16 protein-coding genes are annotated in these 16,638 nt (G+C 59.2%); 3 read left to right on the top strand and 13 right to left on the bottom strand.

Annotated elements, in window-relative coordinates; all coding sequences use genetic code 11:
* Nucleotides 1–54: 54 nt before the first annotated feature.
* From cobJ to ahbB, 4 genes are all read right to left on the bottom strand, one after another.
* Complete coding sequence (cobJ, locus tag EL361_RS14770; protein WP_126380717.1) at nucleotides 55–837, bottom strand: precorrin-3B C(17)-methyltransferase; 783 nt, start codon at nucleotides 835–837, stop codon at nucleotides 55–57.
* Entirely contained in the window at nucleotides 798–1,889 is a 1,092-nt protein-coding gene (locus EL361_RS14775; RefSeq protein WP_126380718.1) for a cobalt-precorrin 5A hydrolase, read from the bottom strand. Before EL361_RS14775 ends, cobJ begins: the two co-directional genes overlap by 40 nt.
* 125 nt (nucleotides 1,890–2,014) lie before the next feature.
* A complete protein-coding gene (gene hemL / locus EL361_RS14780; RefSeq protein ID WP_126380719.1) occupies nucleotides 2,015–3,283 on the bottom strand; it encodes a glutamate-1-semialdehyde 2,1-aminomutase in 1,269 nt (422 codons plus the stop codon).
* An 11-nt stretch (nucleotides 3,284–3,294) separates the two neighbouring features.
* Entirely contained in the window at nucleotides 3,295–3,771 is a 477-nt protein-coding gene (gene ahbB / locus EL361_RS14785; protein WP_126380720.1) for a siroheme decarboxylase subunit beta, read from the bottom strand.
* Between the two features lie 239 nt (nucleotides 3,772–4,010).
* Between ahbB and EL361_RS14790 the strand changes: the two genes are divergently transcribed.
* Together EL361_RS14790 and EL361_RS14795 are read left to right on the top strand one after the other, a co-directional pair.
* A complete protein-coding gene (locus EL361_RS14790) occupies nucleotides 4,011–5,003 on the top strand; it encodes an NAD(P)H-dependent glycerol-3-phosphate dehydrogenase (RefSeq protein ID WP_126380721.1) in 993 nt (330 codons plus the stop codon).
* Between the two features lie 76 nt (nucleotides 5,004–5,079).
* Nucleotides 5,080–6,258 (top strand): Bcr/CflA family efflux MFS transporter, encoded by a 1,179-nt coding sequence (locus EL361_RS14795; protein ID WP_126380722.1) that lies wholly within the window; start codon nucleotides 5,080–5,082, stop codon nucleotides 6,256–6,258.
* Between the two features lie 123 nt (nucleotides 6,259–6,381).
* On the opposite strand, the gene EL361_RS14800 is transcribed toward EL361_RS14795, so the two are convergent.
* The 7 genes from EL361_RS14800 to EL361_RS14830 all read right to left on the bottom strand — a co-directional run bounded on the left by EL361_RS14800 (nucleotide 6,382) and on the right by EL361_RS14830 (nucleotide 14,440).
* Nucleotides 6,382–7,050: a DUF6946 family protein gene (locus EL361_RS14800; protein ID WP_126380723.1), complete on the bottom strand. Its 669-nt coding sequence runs from the start codon at nucleotides 7,048–7,050 to the stop codon at nucleotides 6,382–6,384.
* A 22-nt stretch (nucleotides 7,051–7,072) separates the two neighbouring features.
* Nucleotides 7,073–7,471 carry a secondary thiamine-phosphate synthase enzyme YjbQ gene (locus EL361_RS14805; protein ID WP_126380724.1) on the bottom strand — a complete coding sequence of 133 codons (399 nt, stop codon included), beginning with the start codon at nucleotides 7,469–7,471 and terminating at the stop codon, nucleotides 7,073–7,075.
* 36 nt (nucleotides 7,472–7,507) lie between these two features.
* Entirely contained in the window at nucleotides 7,508–8,722 is a 1,215-nt protein-coding gene (gene cbiE / locus EL361_RS14810) for a precorrin-6y C5,15-methyltransferase (decarboxylating) subunit CbiE (RefSeq protein ID WP_126380725.1), read from the bottom strand.
* A complete protein-coding gene (locus EL361_RS14815) occupies nucleotides 8,722–9,816 on the bottom strand; it encodes a cobalt-precorrin-5B (C(1))-methyltransferase (protein WP_126380726.1) in 1,095 nt (364 codons plus the stop codon). Before EL361_RS14815 ends, cbiE begins: the two co-directional genes overlap by 1 nt.
* Entirely contained in the window at nucleotides 9,806–11,242 is a 1,437-nt protein-coding gene (locus EL361_RS14820) for a cobyrinic acid a,c-diamide synthase CobB (RefSeq protein WP_126380727.1), read from the bottom strand. The genes EL361_RS14815 and EL361_RS14820 overlap by 11 nt, the downstream gene beginning before the upstream one ends.
* 43 nt (nucleotides 11,243–11,285) lie before the next feature.
* Nucleotides 11,286–13,724 carry an MBL fold metallo-hydrolase gene (locus EL361_RS14825; protein ID WP_126380728.1) on the bottom strand — a complete coding sequence of 813 codons (2,439 nt, stop codon included), beginning with the start codon at nucleotides 13,722–13,724 and terminating at the stop codon, nucleotides 11,286–11,288.
* Nucleotides 13,725–13,945: 221 nt separating this feature from the next.
* Nucleotides 13,946–14,440 (bottom strand): hypothetical protein, encoded by a 495-nt coding sequence (locus EL361_RS14830; RefSeq protein WP_126380729.1) that lies wholly within the window; start codon nucleotides 14,438–14,440, stop codon nucleotides 13,946–13,948.
* A gap of 239 nt (nucleotides 14,441–14,679) precedes the next feature.
* Between EL361_RS14830 and EL361_RS14835 the strand changes: the two genes are divergently transcribed.
* The gene (locus tag EL361_RS14835; protein WP_126380730.1) at nucleotides 14,680–15,567 is read left to right on the top strand and encodes an AraC family transcriptional regulator; all 888 of its coding nucleotides are present in this window, start codon (nucleotides 14,680–14,682) and stop codon (nucleotides 15,565–15,567) included.
* 115 nt (nucleotides 15,568–15,682) lie between these two features.
* Here the strand turns inward: EL361_RS14835 and EL361_RS14840 are convergent, their stop codons facing one another.
* Complete coding sequence (locus EL361_RS14840; protein WP_126380731.1) at nucleotides 15,683–16,201, bottom strand: hypothetical protein; 519 nt, start codon at nucleotides 16,199–16,201, stop codon at nucleotides 15,683–15,685.
* A complete protein-coding gene (locus tag EL361_RS14845) occupies nucleotides 16,194–16,637 on the bottom strand; it encodes a hypothetical protein (protein ID WP_126380732.1) in 444 nt (147 codons plus the stop codon). Before EL361_RS14845 ends, EL361_RS14840 begins: the two co-directional genes overlap by 8 nt.
* Nucleotide 16,638: the final 1 nt, after the last annotated feature.

The raw sequence follows: 16,638 nt of genomic DNA on the forward strand, positions 1-16,638 counted from the left end.
GTGTGCCACGCTATGCGACCTTATCATAAAAGATCGTCCATTGTGTAGAAATGCTTAAGGGCGACCGTATTTGGCGAGGTAGCCGCGCGGGGTGATCATGTGCCCAGCGCTGAGGCGGGTGTTGGAATTGCCGATGAAGACGATGGACAGCATGTCCACGCTGGCAGGGTCGAATTCCGAAAGGGCACAGGACGTAACGTCCTGCCCGGGTCTGAAGGCCTTGCGCACTAGTCCCACGGGAGTCTCGGGACTGCGGTGCTCGGCGATGAGCTCCAGGGCACGTGGCAGTTGCCAGTCGCGGCGTCTTGATTTCGGGTTGTAGAGCACGATGGCAAAATCTGCGGCAGCGGCATGGGTCACTCTCTGCTCGATGGTTTCCCAGGGAGTCATCAGATCCGAGAGGCTGATGACGGCGAAGTCATGGGTCAGCGGTGCGCCAAGCAGGGCCGCTCCCGCAGCCAGGGCCGGAATGCCCGGTAGAATGCGCAGCGGGATGTCTTCCAGCAGATTTCTGGCCTCCAGGGTTTCCAGGACCAGGCCGGCCATGCCGTAGATTCCTGCATCTCCGGAAGAAACCACAACCACATTTGATCCGTCCTGCGCTCGATCCACAGCGGCGGCTACGCGGTCCATTTCCTTTTTCATGCCCGTGATGATCACTTCCTTGCCCGTGAGCAGGTCGGGATCGATCAGGTCAATATAGGTGCCATAACCGACGATGGTTTCGGCCCGCACAAGGGCGTCCAGCGCCTGAGGTGATAGCAATTGTGCATCGCCAGGGCCCAGCCCGATGACGGTCAGGGCACCTGAGCCACGGCCACGGTCACTCCGTTGCATGCGGTCTTCTCCACCAGGAGCGTCTCGGCTCCTGTGCAGTTGAGGGCGGCGGCTTCGGAAACCGAAGGTACGCCCATGAGTTGTTGGACCCGTTCGGACGGGTTGGGAACAGGGATGCCGATCAGATCGCCGGGTTCATAGAAGAAGAGCCCTTTGTTAAGGGTTGCAGCTGCTTCCAGCAGGCCTTCTTCATCCTGCTTGGCCGTAATGGAGGCCAAAGCCAGCACACTGGCCGGTGCCAGTTGGGCCTGACTCAGAACATTGCGGATGCAGTCCAGAATCGTTTGTGCCGGGGTGCCGCGCTTGCAGCCGATGCCAACGGCCAGGCAGGGAGGATGCAGCAGCAGGCAGTCCTTGCCGGGGGTGATGACCTTGTGGTCCACCCAGACTCCGGGCAACCCCTCGACCCATGACATTGTGTCGTGCACCGGGCGAAAATGTGCGGTCCAGGGATGTTCTTTGCCGGGCTCGGGGGCAAGGCGCAGCCAGTTTTGTGGATCAAAGATCTGTACGGTTTCTCCCGAGAGCAGGGCGATGTTTACGGCCTTGACCATGTCGAGATTGGCGATGGCCAGGCCGCGCTCCTGGGCCAGTACATCCAGGGACGGCAGGTCCTCGGTGTCCGTGGCCGTGGTGACAATGGCTTGCCCGGCAGTTATTTTGGAAATCTCCAGGGCCAGATTATTGGCCCCGCCCAGATGCCCGGAGACAAGACTGATGACAAAACGTCCGCGCTGGTCCAGAGCCACCACGGCAGGGTCACGGTCCTTGCCTTGCAATAGCGGAGCGATGCAGCGCACGGCAATGCCCGCTGCTGCCACGAAGACATGACGCGAATATTGTTTGAACTGCGCCCCCACAAAAGGAGGCAGGCTGTCGAAGCTGTCTCGCTCTCCATAATTTCCACCTGCCAGCCGCTTGGACACGAACAGGTCGCCGTCCAGCTGTTGGGCCAGTACCCGACCCAGCTGTGCCCCCTGTGGGGTCAGGGCATAGATGGCCGTGGCAGGGTGGCTATTATGAGGAGTTGCGGCTGGTTCGGGCTCAAACATCAGGTTCATCCTATTGCATTCCGCCCCTGATTCAAGCGCAGTGCGCTGAAGCAGGGGCGGGAATAAGGATTCTCAAGGGAAATATTCCCTTGAGCGGGGAAAGGGGGCAGCGCCCCCTTATTTTCTTACAGTTCCACCTTGCGCACGGCGGAGAGGAACTTGTCGTAGTCCTCTTCGGTGTGGGCGAAGGAGGTGAACGAGCATTCAAAGGCGCTGGGCGCAAGGTTCACGCCGAATTCGCGCATCTGCGAGTAGTAGCTGGCGTAGCGGTCGCTGTCCGCGGCCTTGGAGCTTTCAAAGTCCGTGACCGGGCCCTCGGTGAAGAACACGGTGAAGATGGACGCGATGTGGTTGATGGCCGTGGGGATGCCCTTTTCCTGGAAGATGGCGGACAGCTCGTCGGTGAGCTTGGAGGTCCGGGCTTCCAGGCCCTTGTAGTCAGCAGTCTCCAGCAGTTTCAGGGTCGCCAGCCCGGCGGCCATGGCAACGGGATTACCGGACAGGGTTCCTGCCTGGTAGACGTCGCCGCAGGGGGCGATGCGCTCCATGATCTCACGGCGCCCGCCGTAGGCACCCACGGGGTAGCCGCCACCGATGATCTTGCCCATGGTGGTCAGGTCCGGGGTGATACCGAAGCGCTTTTGCGCGCCACCGTAGGACAGGCGGAAGCCGGTGATGACCTCGTCGAAGATCAGCAGAGCGCCGCTGGCCTTGGTAATTTCACGCAGCCCTTCGAGGAATCCTTCGGCAGGAAGGACGCAGCCCATGTTGCCCGCCATGGGCTCCACGATGACGGCAGCGATGTCGCCGCCGTGCTCGGCAAAGAGTTTTTTGACGGCTTCCAGATTATTGTACGGAGCCAACAGGGTGTGGGCCACGGTTTCGGCGGGCACACCAGGGGTCCCGGGGATGGACAGGGTGGCGACGCCGGAACCGGCGCTGGCCAGGAAGCTGTCCGCATGTCCGTGGTAGTTGCCCTCGAATTTCAGGACCTTGGAGCGGCCAGTGTAGCCGCGCGCCAGTCTGAGCGCGCTCATGGTGGCTTCGGTGCCGGAGTTGACCATGCGCACCATGTCCACGGAGGGCACGGCGTCGATGACGGCTTCGGCCATTTCGATCTCGGCGGCGCAGGGGGCACCAAAGCTGGTGCCGCGCAAGGCTGCTTCCGTGGCGGCCTTATGGATCTCGGGGTGGACGTAGCCCAGGATCATCGGACCCCAGGACATGACGAAGTCCACCAATTCGGGACCATCCACGGTACGCAAACGGGCGCCCTTGGCGCTTTCGATGAATAGCGGGTCGGCTTTCACGGACAGGCACGCACGCACGGGGCTGTTGACCCCGCCGGGAATGACCTTCCGGGCACGTTGGAACATCTGTTTTGAATGGATCATTATGATTTCTCCTAGAAGTAGACCATGGAGGTCTTTTTGAGCTCTTTGACGCTTTCCAGAACATCATAATCCGTCAGGCCGGTGGCCTCGGACATCTCCTTGACCACTCGGGCGTGATCGCCGGGGTTCTGGCCATGGATCATGGTGTAAAGGTTATAGGTCCACTCGGGGGTGGTGAGTCGGATATAGCAGTGTGATATTTCGGAGCGCTGGGCCATGGCTTCGCCGATGGCATCAATGTCTTCGCCTTCGGGGATGCGCCAGGCCACCATGGCGTTGTGCGAATACCCGGCCTTTTGATGACGGAGGGTTGCGCCGAATCGTCTGATTTCCTTGGAGTCCTTCATCTCTCTCAGCAGAGTGAGAACTTCGTCCTCAGTGGTCCCTACCTCGGCGGCGATATCCGCAAAGGGGGTGGCGCTGTCCGGCAGGGTGCCTTGCACTCGGCGCAGAATCTCGCGCTGTGTATCGCTGAATTGCTTGGCCATGTTCATATCCTTATGGTTTGACCCGCGCAGGCGGGACTCAATTGATAACTGACCCTTGGACGGCTGGCAACAGGCAGAGGATAGGATGATTGCCCTCGGAGCCGTGCGATGGTGCGGGCTGTATAAATTCTTGTGAAGTTGAAGGATAACGCGGTTGCCAAGGCCCGAAGTCCGAGGGTACACAGTCTCCGGCGGCTGCATCCGCAATCGTTTTTGAATTCGCAAGGAGATCCGAGGATATGATGATAGCGGTGATCGGTGGTGGCGCGTGGGGAACGGCCTTGGCAAATGCCTGGGCGGGCAAAGGAACCGAGACACGCCTTTGGGTTCGTGAATCCGAGGTGATGGATGCCATCAACCAAGAGCATGAAAACAAAACTTACCTTCCAGGCGTGTCCCTGGATGAGCGCCTGCTGGCGACTACGAACAGAGCCGAGGCCGTGAGTGAGGCTTCCTTTGTGGTCTTTGTGGTACCCAGCCAGTTTTTCCGCGCGGCATTGGGTGAGTTCAAGCTCCTCTTGCCCGAGCGTCCGGTCATTGTCTGCGCCAACAAGGGCGTGGAACTTCAGACCCTGGCAACCATGTCCGACATCGTGGCTCAGGAACTGTCGGACATGTCCCCCCGCTTTGCCATGATCTCCGGTCCGTCCTTTGCCAAGGAGGTCGCCGCCGGGGTTCCCACGGCCGTGGCCTTGGGCTGCGAAGACGCGACTTTGGGCGAAGAGCTGCGTGAGGCCCTGTCCACTGAGGCTTTTAGGGTTTACTCCAACCCGGACTACCGGGGCGTCGAGTTGGGCGGAGCGCTGAAGAATATCATCGCCATTGCCGTGGGCTGCGCCGACGGGCTGGAATTCGGGCACAATGCCCGGGCTGCACTGATCACGCGCGGGCTGGCCGAGATGAGCCGTTTGGGCGTGGCTCTGGGCGCGGACGCCGCCACCTTCCAGGGGTTGGCGGGTATGGGCGATCTGGTGCTGACCTGCACGGGTGACTTGTCCCGCAACCGGCAGGTGGGGCTGGCTCTGGGGCGTGGTATGACCCTGGATGATATTTTAAAGGATATGAAGGCAGTGGCCGAGGGTGTGAAGACCACCGAATCCGTGCATCATCTGGCCAAGAAGCTGGGTGTGCCCATGCCTATCACCGACCAGCTGTATGCCGTTCTTTATGAGGGCAAGGATCCGCGCGAGGCCGTGCGCGAGCTCATGACCCGCGAGCTGAAGGCCGAATAACCACAGCTCCATTTTCCCCACGCCTTTTTCTGCGCCGTCATGATTTATGGGGGCGCACTGATCTTATGGAAATCACATGCCCAATCTGGTTCTGATCATTTTGCTGGCGGCTTTTCCCGCCCTGTCCACGGATATGTATCTGCCAGCCATCCCGACTCTGCAGGACATGTGGGGCATTTCGCTGGCTCAGGCCAATCTGTCGCTGGTTGTCTTTTTCGTATGCTTCAGCTTCTTCCTGCTGGTGCATGGGCCGCTGTCGGACCGCATCGGGCGCAAGCCCGTGCTGGTGGGCGGAGTGCTGTTGTACATTGTGGGTAGCTTTGCCTGCGCAGCCTCCGGCTCCATCACTCAGCTTGTGCTGGCTCGCATGGCTCAGGCCACGGGCGCGGCTGCGGCCTCGTTCTTGTCCTTGGCTCTGACCAAGGATTTGTATGAAGGTCTGGATCGGCAGAAGGTGCTGGCTTTGATCGGTGTCATCGTGCCGCTGTGCCCGATGTTGGCGCCGATGTTGGGTGGTTGGATGTTGGGCAGCCTGTCCTGGCGCTGGATTTTCATCTGTCAGGGGACCTGTGCGCTGGCGGCATTGTATGGCGGGTTCAGGCTGCGCGAGCCGGAGTTCGAACGCACCACGGGCGGATTGGGCGCGGTGGTCAGTCGGTACCGGGTGTTGCTTTCCAACCGGCGCTACGTGATCTACACGCTGGTGTTCTCGATCATGCCTACAGGTTTTTTTGCTTTCATCGGCGGGTCGGCGGACATCTATATCCGGGACTTCGGTCTGGATGCCCAGTCTTATGGTCTGGCCTTCGGGTTCAATGCCCTGGGCATGATGGCGGGCTCGTTTGCCTGTTCGCGGCTGTGCGTGGGCTTCGAGTCATGGAAAATTCTCAAATTTTCACTGGTGGGGCTTTTTGTGGGTGGTGCTGGGATCCTGCTCGGCGGGGCGGCGTCACCATGGATTTTTGCGCTGCCCATGTTCGTGGTTTCGTTCTTCATGGGGCTCAGCAGGCCGTTGGCGAATCACATGACCCTGGAAGAAGTGGACACAGACGTGGGTGCTGCCTCGGCTGTGATGACCTTTGGTCTGTTCATGTTTGCGGCCGTGGCCATGGAGGTCGTGTCTCTGGGGCTGATGCCCAAGCCTGAATTTATTGCCGCGCTGACACTTGTGGGTGCCGTGCTGCCCATGGTGACATTGGCTCTGCTGGGGCGGCATGAGCGCCGCCGGGCACGGCGGGCCGAAGAAAAGGAGTAGAATCGTCTGCTACTCACCGTAGGCAATGCGTTGCGGGCCATGACTTCGCAGGAAGCCGTGGCCCGTTTTTGTTTGAGCTGATTATTGGAGAAGGGAAGGAAGCTTCGAGGGAAAAGGCATGGCTTAAATTGCAGGAATGCCTTTGGCCCACCCGCAGAAGACTCTGAGGGGGGATCCGACCATGATTTCATGCAGTTCACCGATGTCTGTTTTTATTCCGTACAGGTTCAGAAATGTTGCATAGTCGGAGAACCATTCGTTGGTTTTGCTGAAGGAATGCACCAACATCACGGCTGCAACGGCGTGGTAGCGGCGGGCGATAATGATGGGGGAAGCTGTTCGGTGAAGCAGTTGGTATCTGAGACTGTCTGGGAGGTCCCGGTTGAGGCCGAGGGTCTGTTGCAGATAGGCGAGTCTTGTCTGCCTGCCGTTGGAACTCTGCTGTCTCCATTCCCCTAGTGTTGGACCAAAGGACTCCGAGGCTTTGCCTTCAACCATAATGACCACAAGTCCATTGTCGGTCCGGGCCAATACGAAGAGGTCATTCTGGGATGGTCTGCTTCCACCCGGGAGAGGCACTTGGAATTCCGGAATGGCGAAAAGGGGTTCTACGTGAGTAAATAGTTGTTCTGCCTTGAGAATCGAGTTGATCTCGTCGGGGAATCCATTAGCCGTTTCCCATCGCTGGGCCAGTTCCTTCGCAGAATAGCCCGATTTCCATTGTCTTTCTGGGGCGGCTAAAAATCGTTTCCAGTCGCTGGGACCTGTTGTTGGGATGTGGATATAGCTCATGGTTGTCAGGCCTGTATGGTTGTTATTGGCTCGACAAGAACTGCGCCCATAGCTTGCGGTTGCGCGGGCCGTCGAACTCGCAGAAGTAGATTTTCTGCCACGTCCCGAGTTGGATGTTGCCGCCCTCCACAATGACCATCTGATCGCAGCCGAACAGGGATGATTTGATGTGTGCGTCGGAGTTGCCTTCGGCGTGGCGGTAGTCGCCGTGGTGCGGGATCAGCGCACGCATATTGACCAAGATGTCGCGCACCACGTCTGGATCAGCGCCCTCGTTGATGGTCACCGCGCCGGTGGTGTGCGGGCAGTACAGCAGCAGCGCACCGTCGGACCAGCCGTGGGAATTGACCAGTTTGCGAACCTCGCTGGTGATATCGACCAGTGCTTCACGGTCATTGGTCTGGACCTGTATGATTTCCATTCAAATACCCTCGTGAATTCATCGGGACTCGGATTGTTAATCCTTCGGTTTGTCGGCAATGAGCACGAACACCGGGTTCACGCCCGCCAGATGCAGTTGGCCGGCCAGGGGTTTGGTCTCAGCGGCCTGTACAAGGGTCACTGAAAATTCCCATTCCAGGTTTTCGAAGGTCTTGCGCGCACGGTACAGGGAGTCCAGCAGGATGGCGTTGGCCACCAGCCGCCCGCCGGGTTGCAGGCGTCGGCAGGCTTCTTCAAGCACCTCGGAGCCTTTGCCCAGTCCGCCACCGATGAAAACGCGGTCCGGGTCCGGCAGGTCGTGCAGGCAGCCCGGCATGGGGCCATGCAGCACGTCCACCAGATAGGCTCCGGTGCGTCGGATGTTCTCGCGAATCATGGCCACACGGTCTGCATTCTTTTCCACGGCATAGACCCGCCCCTTGTGGCAGACGCTGGAGGCCTCGATGCCTACCGAACCGCAACCCGCGCCCAAATCCCAGAGCAGGGAGTCCGGGCGTAGCCTCAAGGCGGCGATACTTGTGGCGCGTACCGGTCCCTTGGTGATCAGGTTCTTCTCGCGCATGAACAGGTCGTCAGGGATGCCCATGCCCAAGGGGATTTCCGATTCGCAGCAGCGCTCCAGCAGTACGATGTTGCGCGGGGAAAATGTCTTTTTGCGGGCTTCGTCCAGAGTGAAGCGCCCCACGCGTTCCTTGTCGCTCTCAAGGTCTTCCAATACGTGCATGAAATGGGTTTCGCCGCCACGGTCCAGAATGGTCTGGGCCAGGGCCGAGGGGACGGATTTGGCGTCTGTTAGCACAGCGACCCAGTCATTGCTCAATAGGGCAGAGAACAACGGGCCGTAGTCGTCGCGGCCATGCAAAGACACGGGGATCACATCGTGCCAGGGGATTTTGACCTTGGCGGCGGCGACCTGCAACGAGGTGACGCCCGGGTAGAAATACAGGTCTTCGGGAGGCAGGTGATTGATCAGCGTGGAGCCGATGCCGTAGAACAACGGGTCTCCGTCGGCCAGGACCACCACGACTTTCTTGTTGCTGTGGTCATCGGCGATGCGCTCGATGAGCTGATCCAGGGGTGCTGTGATGGGCACCTTCTCGGCGGGGTGATCCTCGAAAAATCCGAGTAGTTGGGCTCCGCCATAGAGCACTTGGGCATGCTCCACGATTCCGGCAGAATAGTCGGGCAGGTTGTCAGGGTCCTGGCCTAGGCCGACGACATGGATAGGCATTACTCTTCTCCCGTGAGGTGGGTCAGCGGGGCTCCGTCGAACCCATAGACGCGGTAGCTGATGCGGGGTGTTGCCCCTGCGAAGCCCCGGGCCACAGTCAGAGCCTTTTTCGCAATGGACCCGACTATAGCATCCTTTGCAGGATCTTCCAAAACGATTTCCAGTACATGCCGCGCGGTGATGGCTTCTTTGGCCTGGGCGGCACGGTTGGCGTCCAACCCGGCCTTTCTGCACCAGTGGGACAGACGGTCAAAATCGATACGTGTGTCTTTGGCATGGGTGTACTCAAAGCCCATGGCCATCTTGACCAGCTTGCCAAAATAGCAGCCTACGGTGATTTCGGAGAAGCCGCGCGCCCCGGCTTCGGACAGGGCCAGGGCAAAGAAGTCCGCGAACTGGATGAAAGCAGTCTCGGGCAGGTTCGGGAGGTCGGCCCGAAGCAGACCTTCGGTGCGTCCGCCCGTGGACAGGCCTATGTGCGTGGTTCCTTGTGCCAGCGCCACATCCAGAGCCTGCTTGATGGACGCGGCATAGGACTCGTGGCTGAAGGGTTTGACCGTGCCTCGAGTGCCCAGAATGGAAATACCGCCCACGATTCCCAGGCGCGGGTTCATGGTCTTTTGCGCGATGGTTTCACCTGCTGGAACCTCCACGGTCACACGCACGCTGCCTTGAAAGTCCTGGGAGGTGATGGCTTCTGTTACGGCCGTGGCGATCTGTTTGCGGGGCTCGGGGTTGATGGCCGGTTCACCCGGGGGCACAGGCAGGCCGGGTAGGGTGACGGTGCCGACACCCTTGCCGCCCAGGATTTGTGGAGGCAGGTCGACATCCGGCCGCAGTTCCACCAACACCTCGATGGTATGCCCATGCGTGGCATCAGGATCGTCTCCGCCATCCTTGATGACCGTTGCGCGAGCTGTGCGCGGGCTTTCGCGGGTGATGTCTGCCACGGGCACGGTCAGTCGTCCGCCAGGGGGCAGGGGGGTGTCCATTGTCTTGGCCTGCTGCCCTGTCAGCAGAAAGAGCGTGGCGGCCTTGGCTGCGGCTGCGGCTGCGGTTCCGGTAGTGAAGCCTTCACGCAGCTCAGGACACATCGGGACTCCGGGGTAGGGCATCCGGCTCGTCTGTGGGGCCTTGGGCGTTGCGGCTATCCCGGCAGGCCTGAACAAAGGCTGCGGGCACATCAGGATTGGAGATGAAGTGGGCGTGAACATAGGTGCCCAAGGTTCTGCCCACCGTAAAGCCCTCGCGCAGGTCGGTCCAGCCCTTGCGGTCGCGGACCTTGTACACGGCCTCGGCTCCGTCTCCCATGTCGGTCAGGGACGAATAATGGAATTCGTGGCCGCGCAGCATGGTCCAGGCCGGACCGAAGGCGGAATCCGCCGTGGTGACGGCCTCGCGATAGCCCAGTGCCCGGAAGCGATCGCCCATGGCGGCGTTCATGGGAAAGACTCCGGCCATGGGATGCCTGTGGCCTGTGGCATCGGTGATTGACTGCATGAGGGTCATGAACCCGCCGCATTCGGCGTAGACCGGTTTGTTCGACGCGCAAAACGAACGCAGGGCCGAAAGCATTCCCGCGTTGGTAGAGAGGGTTTCGGCATGAAGCTCGGGATAGCCACCGCCCAGATACAGGCCGTCCAGATCGGCGGGCAGGGCGGTGTCGATGAGCGGTGAAAAAGGAACGAGTTCTGCTCCGGCCTCGGCAAGCAGGCGCAGATTCTCATGGTAATAGAAACAGAAAGCCCTGTCGCGGGCCACGCCGATGCGCACGTCAGGAGCTTGAGGTGGTGTGCTTTCGGTCGTGGACTCTTCGGGGAGCGTGAGCGCCGGGTCCGGGGCCAGGGACAGCAGGCGGCCCAGATTGGCTCCATCCTCCATCCAGCGGGCCAGGCGTCCGCCCATCTCGTCGTCCAGTTTGTGGTCCTCGGCTGTAACCAGCCCCAGATGGCGCGAGGGCAGGGCCAATTTTTCGTTGCGGGCCAGGAAGCCCAGCGGCAGGATGCCGGGCAGATCGAGCATGGCTTCTTCGATGATGCTTTTATGATTGTCGGAGCCGATGCGGTTGAACAGGACCCCTGCCATGTTCAGTTCGGGGTCGAATTCGGCGTAGCCCTTGACCATGGCGGCGGCGGAGCGGGCCATGGAGCGGGCATCGACCACCAGCACCACCGGGGCGTCGAGCCATTTGGCCAACTGCGCGGTGGTGCCCTCCTCGCTGCTGCCGGAAAAACCGTCGAACAGGCCCATGACCCCTTCCACCACGGCCACGTCAGCATCGGCGGCGTAGCGCGAGAAAACCTCACGCACTCCGGCCTCGCCCATCATCCAGCCATCCAGATTATGGCTGGGGCGGCCTGTGACGGCCTCGTGATGGCCGGGGTCGATGAAGTCCGGCCCGGCCTTGAAGGCCTGGACCGTGAAGCCACGGCGCACCAGCGCCGCCATGAGCGCCAGACTGGCTGTGGTCTTGCCGCATCCGCTGTGCGTTCCCGCGATGACGATAGTTCTCGTAGGCATTCCCCAACCTTAGCGAATGCCCACGAGAAAGAGAAGGGGCGGATTAGCCCCTGGCCTTGTAAGCGACGGGGAAGGTGTGGTTGGTGTACGTCACGTCCAGATCGGCGGGGGCGACTCCGTCCTCCGTATCCTCTGTCCAGGCACCGCTGCCATCGTTTTTGGCCTGGTAATATTTTCTTTCGTCCATATCGAAGGCCAGGCCGATGTCAGCTGGTTTGATGTTGGTGGTGAGCCTGGGTTCGGCATTGGGAGTCTTCAGTGTGTGCACTCCGCGTACACCTCGCCGGGTCATGTCCATGCTCAGTTCGATGACGTGGGTCATCTCTTCGCCGAATTCGGTGACCAGGGCGACTACGGGGTTGGTGGCGGCAATGACCTGAGATACGCCGATAATCCCCAGGTGGTTCTTGTAGATGAAGTCCTTGGGATTGAAGCTGGGGGGCGATACTTCGTAGTCCTTGATGGAGCCGATGTGTGGCAGCAGGAGATCAAAGGGGATTCCCGGAGGCGTGAGGTAGCTGTTGACGACTTCGTTGGTTGTATACTGCAGATTTTGTCTCCCGCTGTAGTCTGTATCGGCCAGAGTCAGGCCACCGGCCTTTACCGCTGCTGGTTTGAAGGTCCAGCACAGACTGGTGTCCGAAGTGATCAGAATTCGGGACTTGGGCGTGCCCGCCAGCTTCGAGAAGACAAATTCCAGACCCGTGGCGTAGTTCTTGGTCACCACCTCGTTGTGGTAGGCCTTGTGCACGATCATTTTTAATTCGTTGGCCTGAGGACCAGCACTGGTGGGAGCATTGGCCAGATAGTAGGTTTGTCCCGGCTCGATGATGTGCACCCCGCCAATATAGTCGATGTACTGCGAGTCCGGGTCGATGATGGTGTTGAATTTACGCATGGTGCCCAGATTGACGTAGACCTGCACCTTCTTTTTGGCATGGCCCGCAGCCTTGAGCACGTCTTCGTTTTTTTTGGGTGTGATGATCAGGCCATAGTCTGTGATATTGAGTGGAGCGCTGTTTTCGGGCAGGCACATGGCCATGATGGCTATGTCTCGCTGGTCGAGAGCTTTCCCGTCAAGGTCCTCCAGTTCGATCAAGGGCAGGACGGTGACATCGTTGGTTGCCAGAAGATCATATAAATTATTCCAGTCGTCTTGGAGACTTCCTGGTGCCGGAGTTGCTCCTTCGGCTGGTTTGAGCGTGCAGAGGAAATCGAACTTTTGATCATCCGAATGGCCGGGGTTGTCTTGTGCATAATCCATATAGGTCAGTTGCAGGCTGGGCAGGTATGCGCCGAATTCCTTAAGGGTATTCTTGATAGTGGCGTTATGCTGATAGAGCACCGTGAAGATGGATTCCAAATCGGCGGTGTGGTCGTTGTGTGCGTGGGTCACGACAATGTTGTCGATGTCGTTTACGCGTCCGCCAGCGTCCGCAAAGTTGCGGATGAAACGGAACCCTGGGTCCACCACCGTGCCTTTGTTCTGATGCCAGATAAAATAGCCGCCACCTCGATAGACACGTTGCCGATCGGCCTCATCGGGCACGATGGGGGTGAAGGAGTTCCAGCGCCTGAGAACATAGAACAGGGGGATGTCTTTGGTGTTGTCCCCGGCATTTAGCTGGCTGGGTTTGTTGATGAAGGCCAGCCGCTGGGCATCCGTATCCTCCATGTTTTTCAGGATATCCAGGTTGGCCACTCGCCAGGTTTTGAAATAGGCAGCGCTGGCTGCCTGCTGGGCCAGGCCAAGGTCCGAGGCGATGACGTCGATGTTTTGGATGGGCTGTCTCGCACCGATGGTAGAATTCAGATAGGTCATGTAATCGTTGAGCAGGTCGCGGCCATGGTTGAGGTCACCAGGCACAGTGCCGTCGGCGTTAAGTGTCACCTTGTCCAGGTAGTGGGCCGCGGCACAGGTCCGCATGATGGCATTGGCCATCCAGCTGACCTTGTAGGGGTAACTGATGATGCCTGGTTGGGCGAGTAGCGGGTCGAGGTATTTGGCCGCGGTCTTGGCCCAATCGTATTCATTGGGGAAATCCAGTGGATAGCTGGGGACGATCCAGTGCAGGTCCGCAAAGGCATGGGCCAGGAACAGGATCGAAAAGCATGGTTCTTGGCTATGTGCGGGAATGGCTTCTGCGCAATGCCGGGCACGAAAGGATTGGTCCTTTTTGCCCAAAGCCGCATAGACCAGCGCGATAAGCCCCAGGCGAAAGGATACGAGCAGTGGTGATGCCCCGTCTATTTCCAGGTTGCGCTTGAGAAAGTAGAGTTCCTGATAGCGATCGCCCTTGAACATCTTCTTGAGCGCCGAGATGATGTTGCGCATGGCGTCGGCATTGGCCTTGCTGTAGACGGTCGGGTTGGCCTCTGCCTTGAGGACTTCCAGTTGCTCCCATGGTTTGGAGTCGATCTTGCCAGAGTTGTAGAGCTCCACGGCCTTCCAGCATTCGATGAGAAATCCCTGGATATCCATATCTGCCCCCTGCTGCTGATTTGATGTGCAATCTATGTCTGTCTATATAGACGATACGTATCCAGGTGTAAAGTAGAGAGTCCAGAGTGGCTGATGCTCTGTTTAGTGAGGGATAAGCAGGATAGATGAGTCTATTTTGCTGGCTGTTCTGCCTTTCGACCATAAGAAAACCCCGGCGTCCTTACGAACACCGGGGTAGAAAATCATGAGGGTGACGGGGGTTACTGCACGCAGCCACAGCCCTTGTCGGCGCCGCTGTCAACGTCGGTCAAGCGCGCCAGATAGTCCTGCACTTCGTCAGTCTGCTTCCAGGAATTGAACCCTTCCAGCCATTGCTCAAAGGGCATGAATTCTTCGTCCAGAGCAGCTTCGTGGCCCTGCATCCACAGGCCGAAGAGGTACATCTCCAGTTTCAGGTCCTTGGAGTCCCAGACGTGCCCGACAGTGCCGGTGGGGTACTTGGGTCCGTCGTACAGGGAGGCAATGTGGGCGCAGGTCTCGGAGCAGGACTTGTTGTAGTCGATGAGCGCCCCGTTGTATCGATCTGCCAAGGCGTACATTTCCTCGTGCTGCTTGCGGATGTCTTCAAGACGATCCTCAGGGATCTCGATGCGTACGGCTTCTTCGACGGTTTCCTTGACAAAATAGAAACGCAGCCAGTTTTCGAATTTCATGACATCGGCAACATCGGCAACGGCATTATTGAAATTGGACATTGTATTGTTACTCCTCGAAGTTCTGCGGGCACTGTGCAGCCGCGGGTGACCACAAGTAGGCATCCTCGGCCAATGAGTCAAGTCTTGGGCCTTGCTCCTTGTTGGACAAGGGAAACCCCGGGGGGGCTGAGGTCTTATTCCGGGTTTGCACGCCTGGAAACACGGATGTAGAAAAGCGCAAGGAATATCAGGCGCGGTCAGGCGCCAGTCATTAGAGTCGTTTCATGACAGAGGGACACATGACCAAACAGACACAGGGAAGCTATCAGGAACGCCTGAATCGGGTGCTGGACCATATGGAACGGCATTTGGATGACGATTTGGCCTTGGACGAACTGGCGGCAGTGGCCTGCTTTTCACCATATCATTTCCACCGGATCTTCAGTGGGATGGTGGGTGAAGGCGTCAAGGCCCACCTGCGACGGCTCAGGCTGGAGCGTGCAGCCAATCGACTGACATTTACGGAGCTTCCGGTCACGGATATCGCCCTGAATGCAGGCTACGACAGTCCCGAGGCCTTTTCTCGAGCTTTCAGGAATCTGTTTGAGTTGTCCCCGGTCCGGTATCGGGAGCTGGCCTTGGCAGGAGGATTGCCTCCGGCTTCGGGACGTTCCAGCGTGGCCCTGTGCCGAGCCTGTGAACTCATTCAGGAGGGAAAATTGACCATGGAAGCGACTATCAAGGAATTGCCTGAATTGAACGTGGCCTATGTGCGCCATGTGGGGCCGTATGAGATGTGTGAATCGGCCTGGGAGGCCGTGTGCGGTTGGGCAGCGCCCAAGGGACTGCTGGGACCGAATACGGCCATTGTTGGTTTGTGCCACGATGACCCTGAGATCACGCCGCCCGAGAAGATTCGCTATGATGCCTGTCTGACGGTTCCCGAAGGGGTACAGGCTGAAGGTTCGGTGGGCGTCAAGACCATCGGAGGCGGGCGGTACGCCGTGACCGTGCACAAGGGCCCCTATGCGAACCTGCACGCTACTTATGCCTGGCTGTGTGGCGTCTGGGTGGTGGAGAATGGTCATGAACTGGCCAGTGAACCCTCTCTGGAGTTCTATCTGAACAACCCGGAGCAAACTCCGCCCGAAGAGCTGAGGACCGAGGTGCATGTGCGTCTGGCCTAGGTCGGTTGATGCCGTTTCAAACGTGTTCGGGCGGGATCGTTCTGCTTGCGCGACGCGGACGAGCCTCGGCAGAAGAATTGATGCGATGGGTCGCCTTCCGGACGGGGGGCGGCCTTTACAGTTTGGGGACGTCGGATTCCTCATGCCCATAACGAGCCAGCAGCGCATCCAGGTGTTCCTTGATGGCGTGGCAGTCGCCGCCGATGAAGGTGCCCCTGACCCTGATGGAGTTGGGGGCGTTCTTGACCGGGCGGCCATCGATGTGGTTCAGGGCTGGTTTGTCATCCTTGAAGAGGATGACCAGGTTCTGGACGCCTTTCTTGTTCCAGGCCGGATGCACACAGACCATGCGCGCCACCTCCGGCCAGGGGATGAGGATTTCATGCTTCCAGCAGCCCACGCGGATGCCACGCTCGTCGGCTTTGAGGCAATAGCGGGTCAGAATTGCGGTTTTCAGCTCCGGCCCGCAGGCCATGAGTATGCCAACGAAAAGAGCGACAAAGATCAAGGCCTCGGTGCCCCATTCCGGGGTGCGGATGATGAGCACCAGCAGCGACCCGAGCAGCAGGGCCAAAGCAATGCCATAGGTGGTCATCAAACCTTTGTTCAGGGGCACTTCCACGGTGTCAGTCATGCGTTTGGTCCTTGAGCCAGATGTCCATGGCTGTCTTGATCGTTTGCGGGGCGGGGCCCAGGTACAGGCCAGCCAGGGTTAGTGTGTCACCATTTCGCAGGGTCAGGATGAGGTTCTCGTAGCGGCGTTTGGGAGCTTGGGCGGTGGAGCAGGAGGCGATGTCCTTCCATGGCAGCAATTGTGGCTCGCGGGTGGTGTTCACGAGCAGCCCTTCAGGCCCCATCTCCAAGGCGTAGTCTCGTCCGATGACCAGCACCAGCTTGTTGACGTTGACCAGAAACAGGCTCAGGCAGGCGACCATGGCAGCCACGGCCCCAGCATTCCATCCTCCCAGCCGCCAGCAGAAGAATCCCAACACGGATAAGGTCAGAACAAAGAGCAGGGTCTGAGTGACCAGTCGTTGCTTGTTCCAGGGGATGTGTAGAGGCTCGGGCATG

The sequence above is a fragment of the Desulfovibrio ferrophilus genome (assembly GCF_003966735.1).
Taxonomy (GTDB): Bacteria; Desulfobacterota; Desulfovibrionia; order Desulfovibrionales; family Desulfovibrionaceae; genus Desulfovibrio_Q; species Desulfovibrio_Q ferrophilus.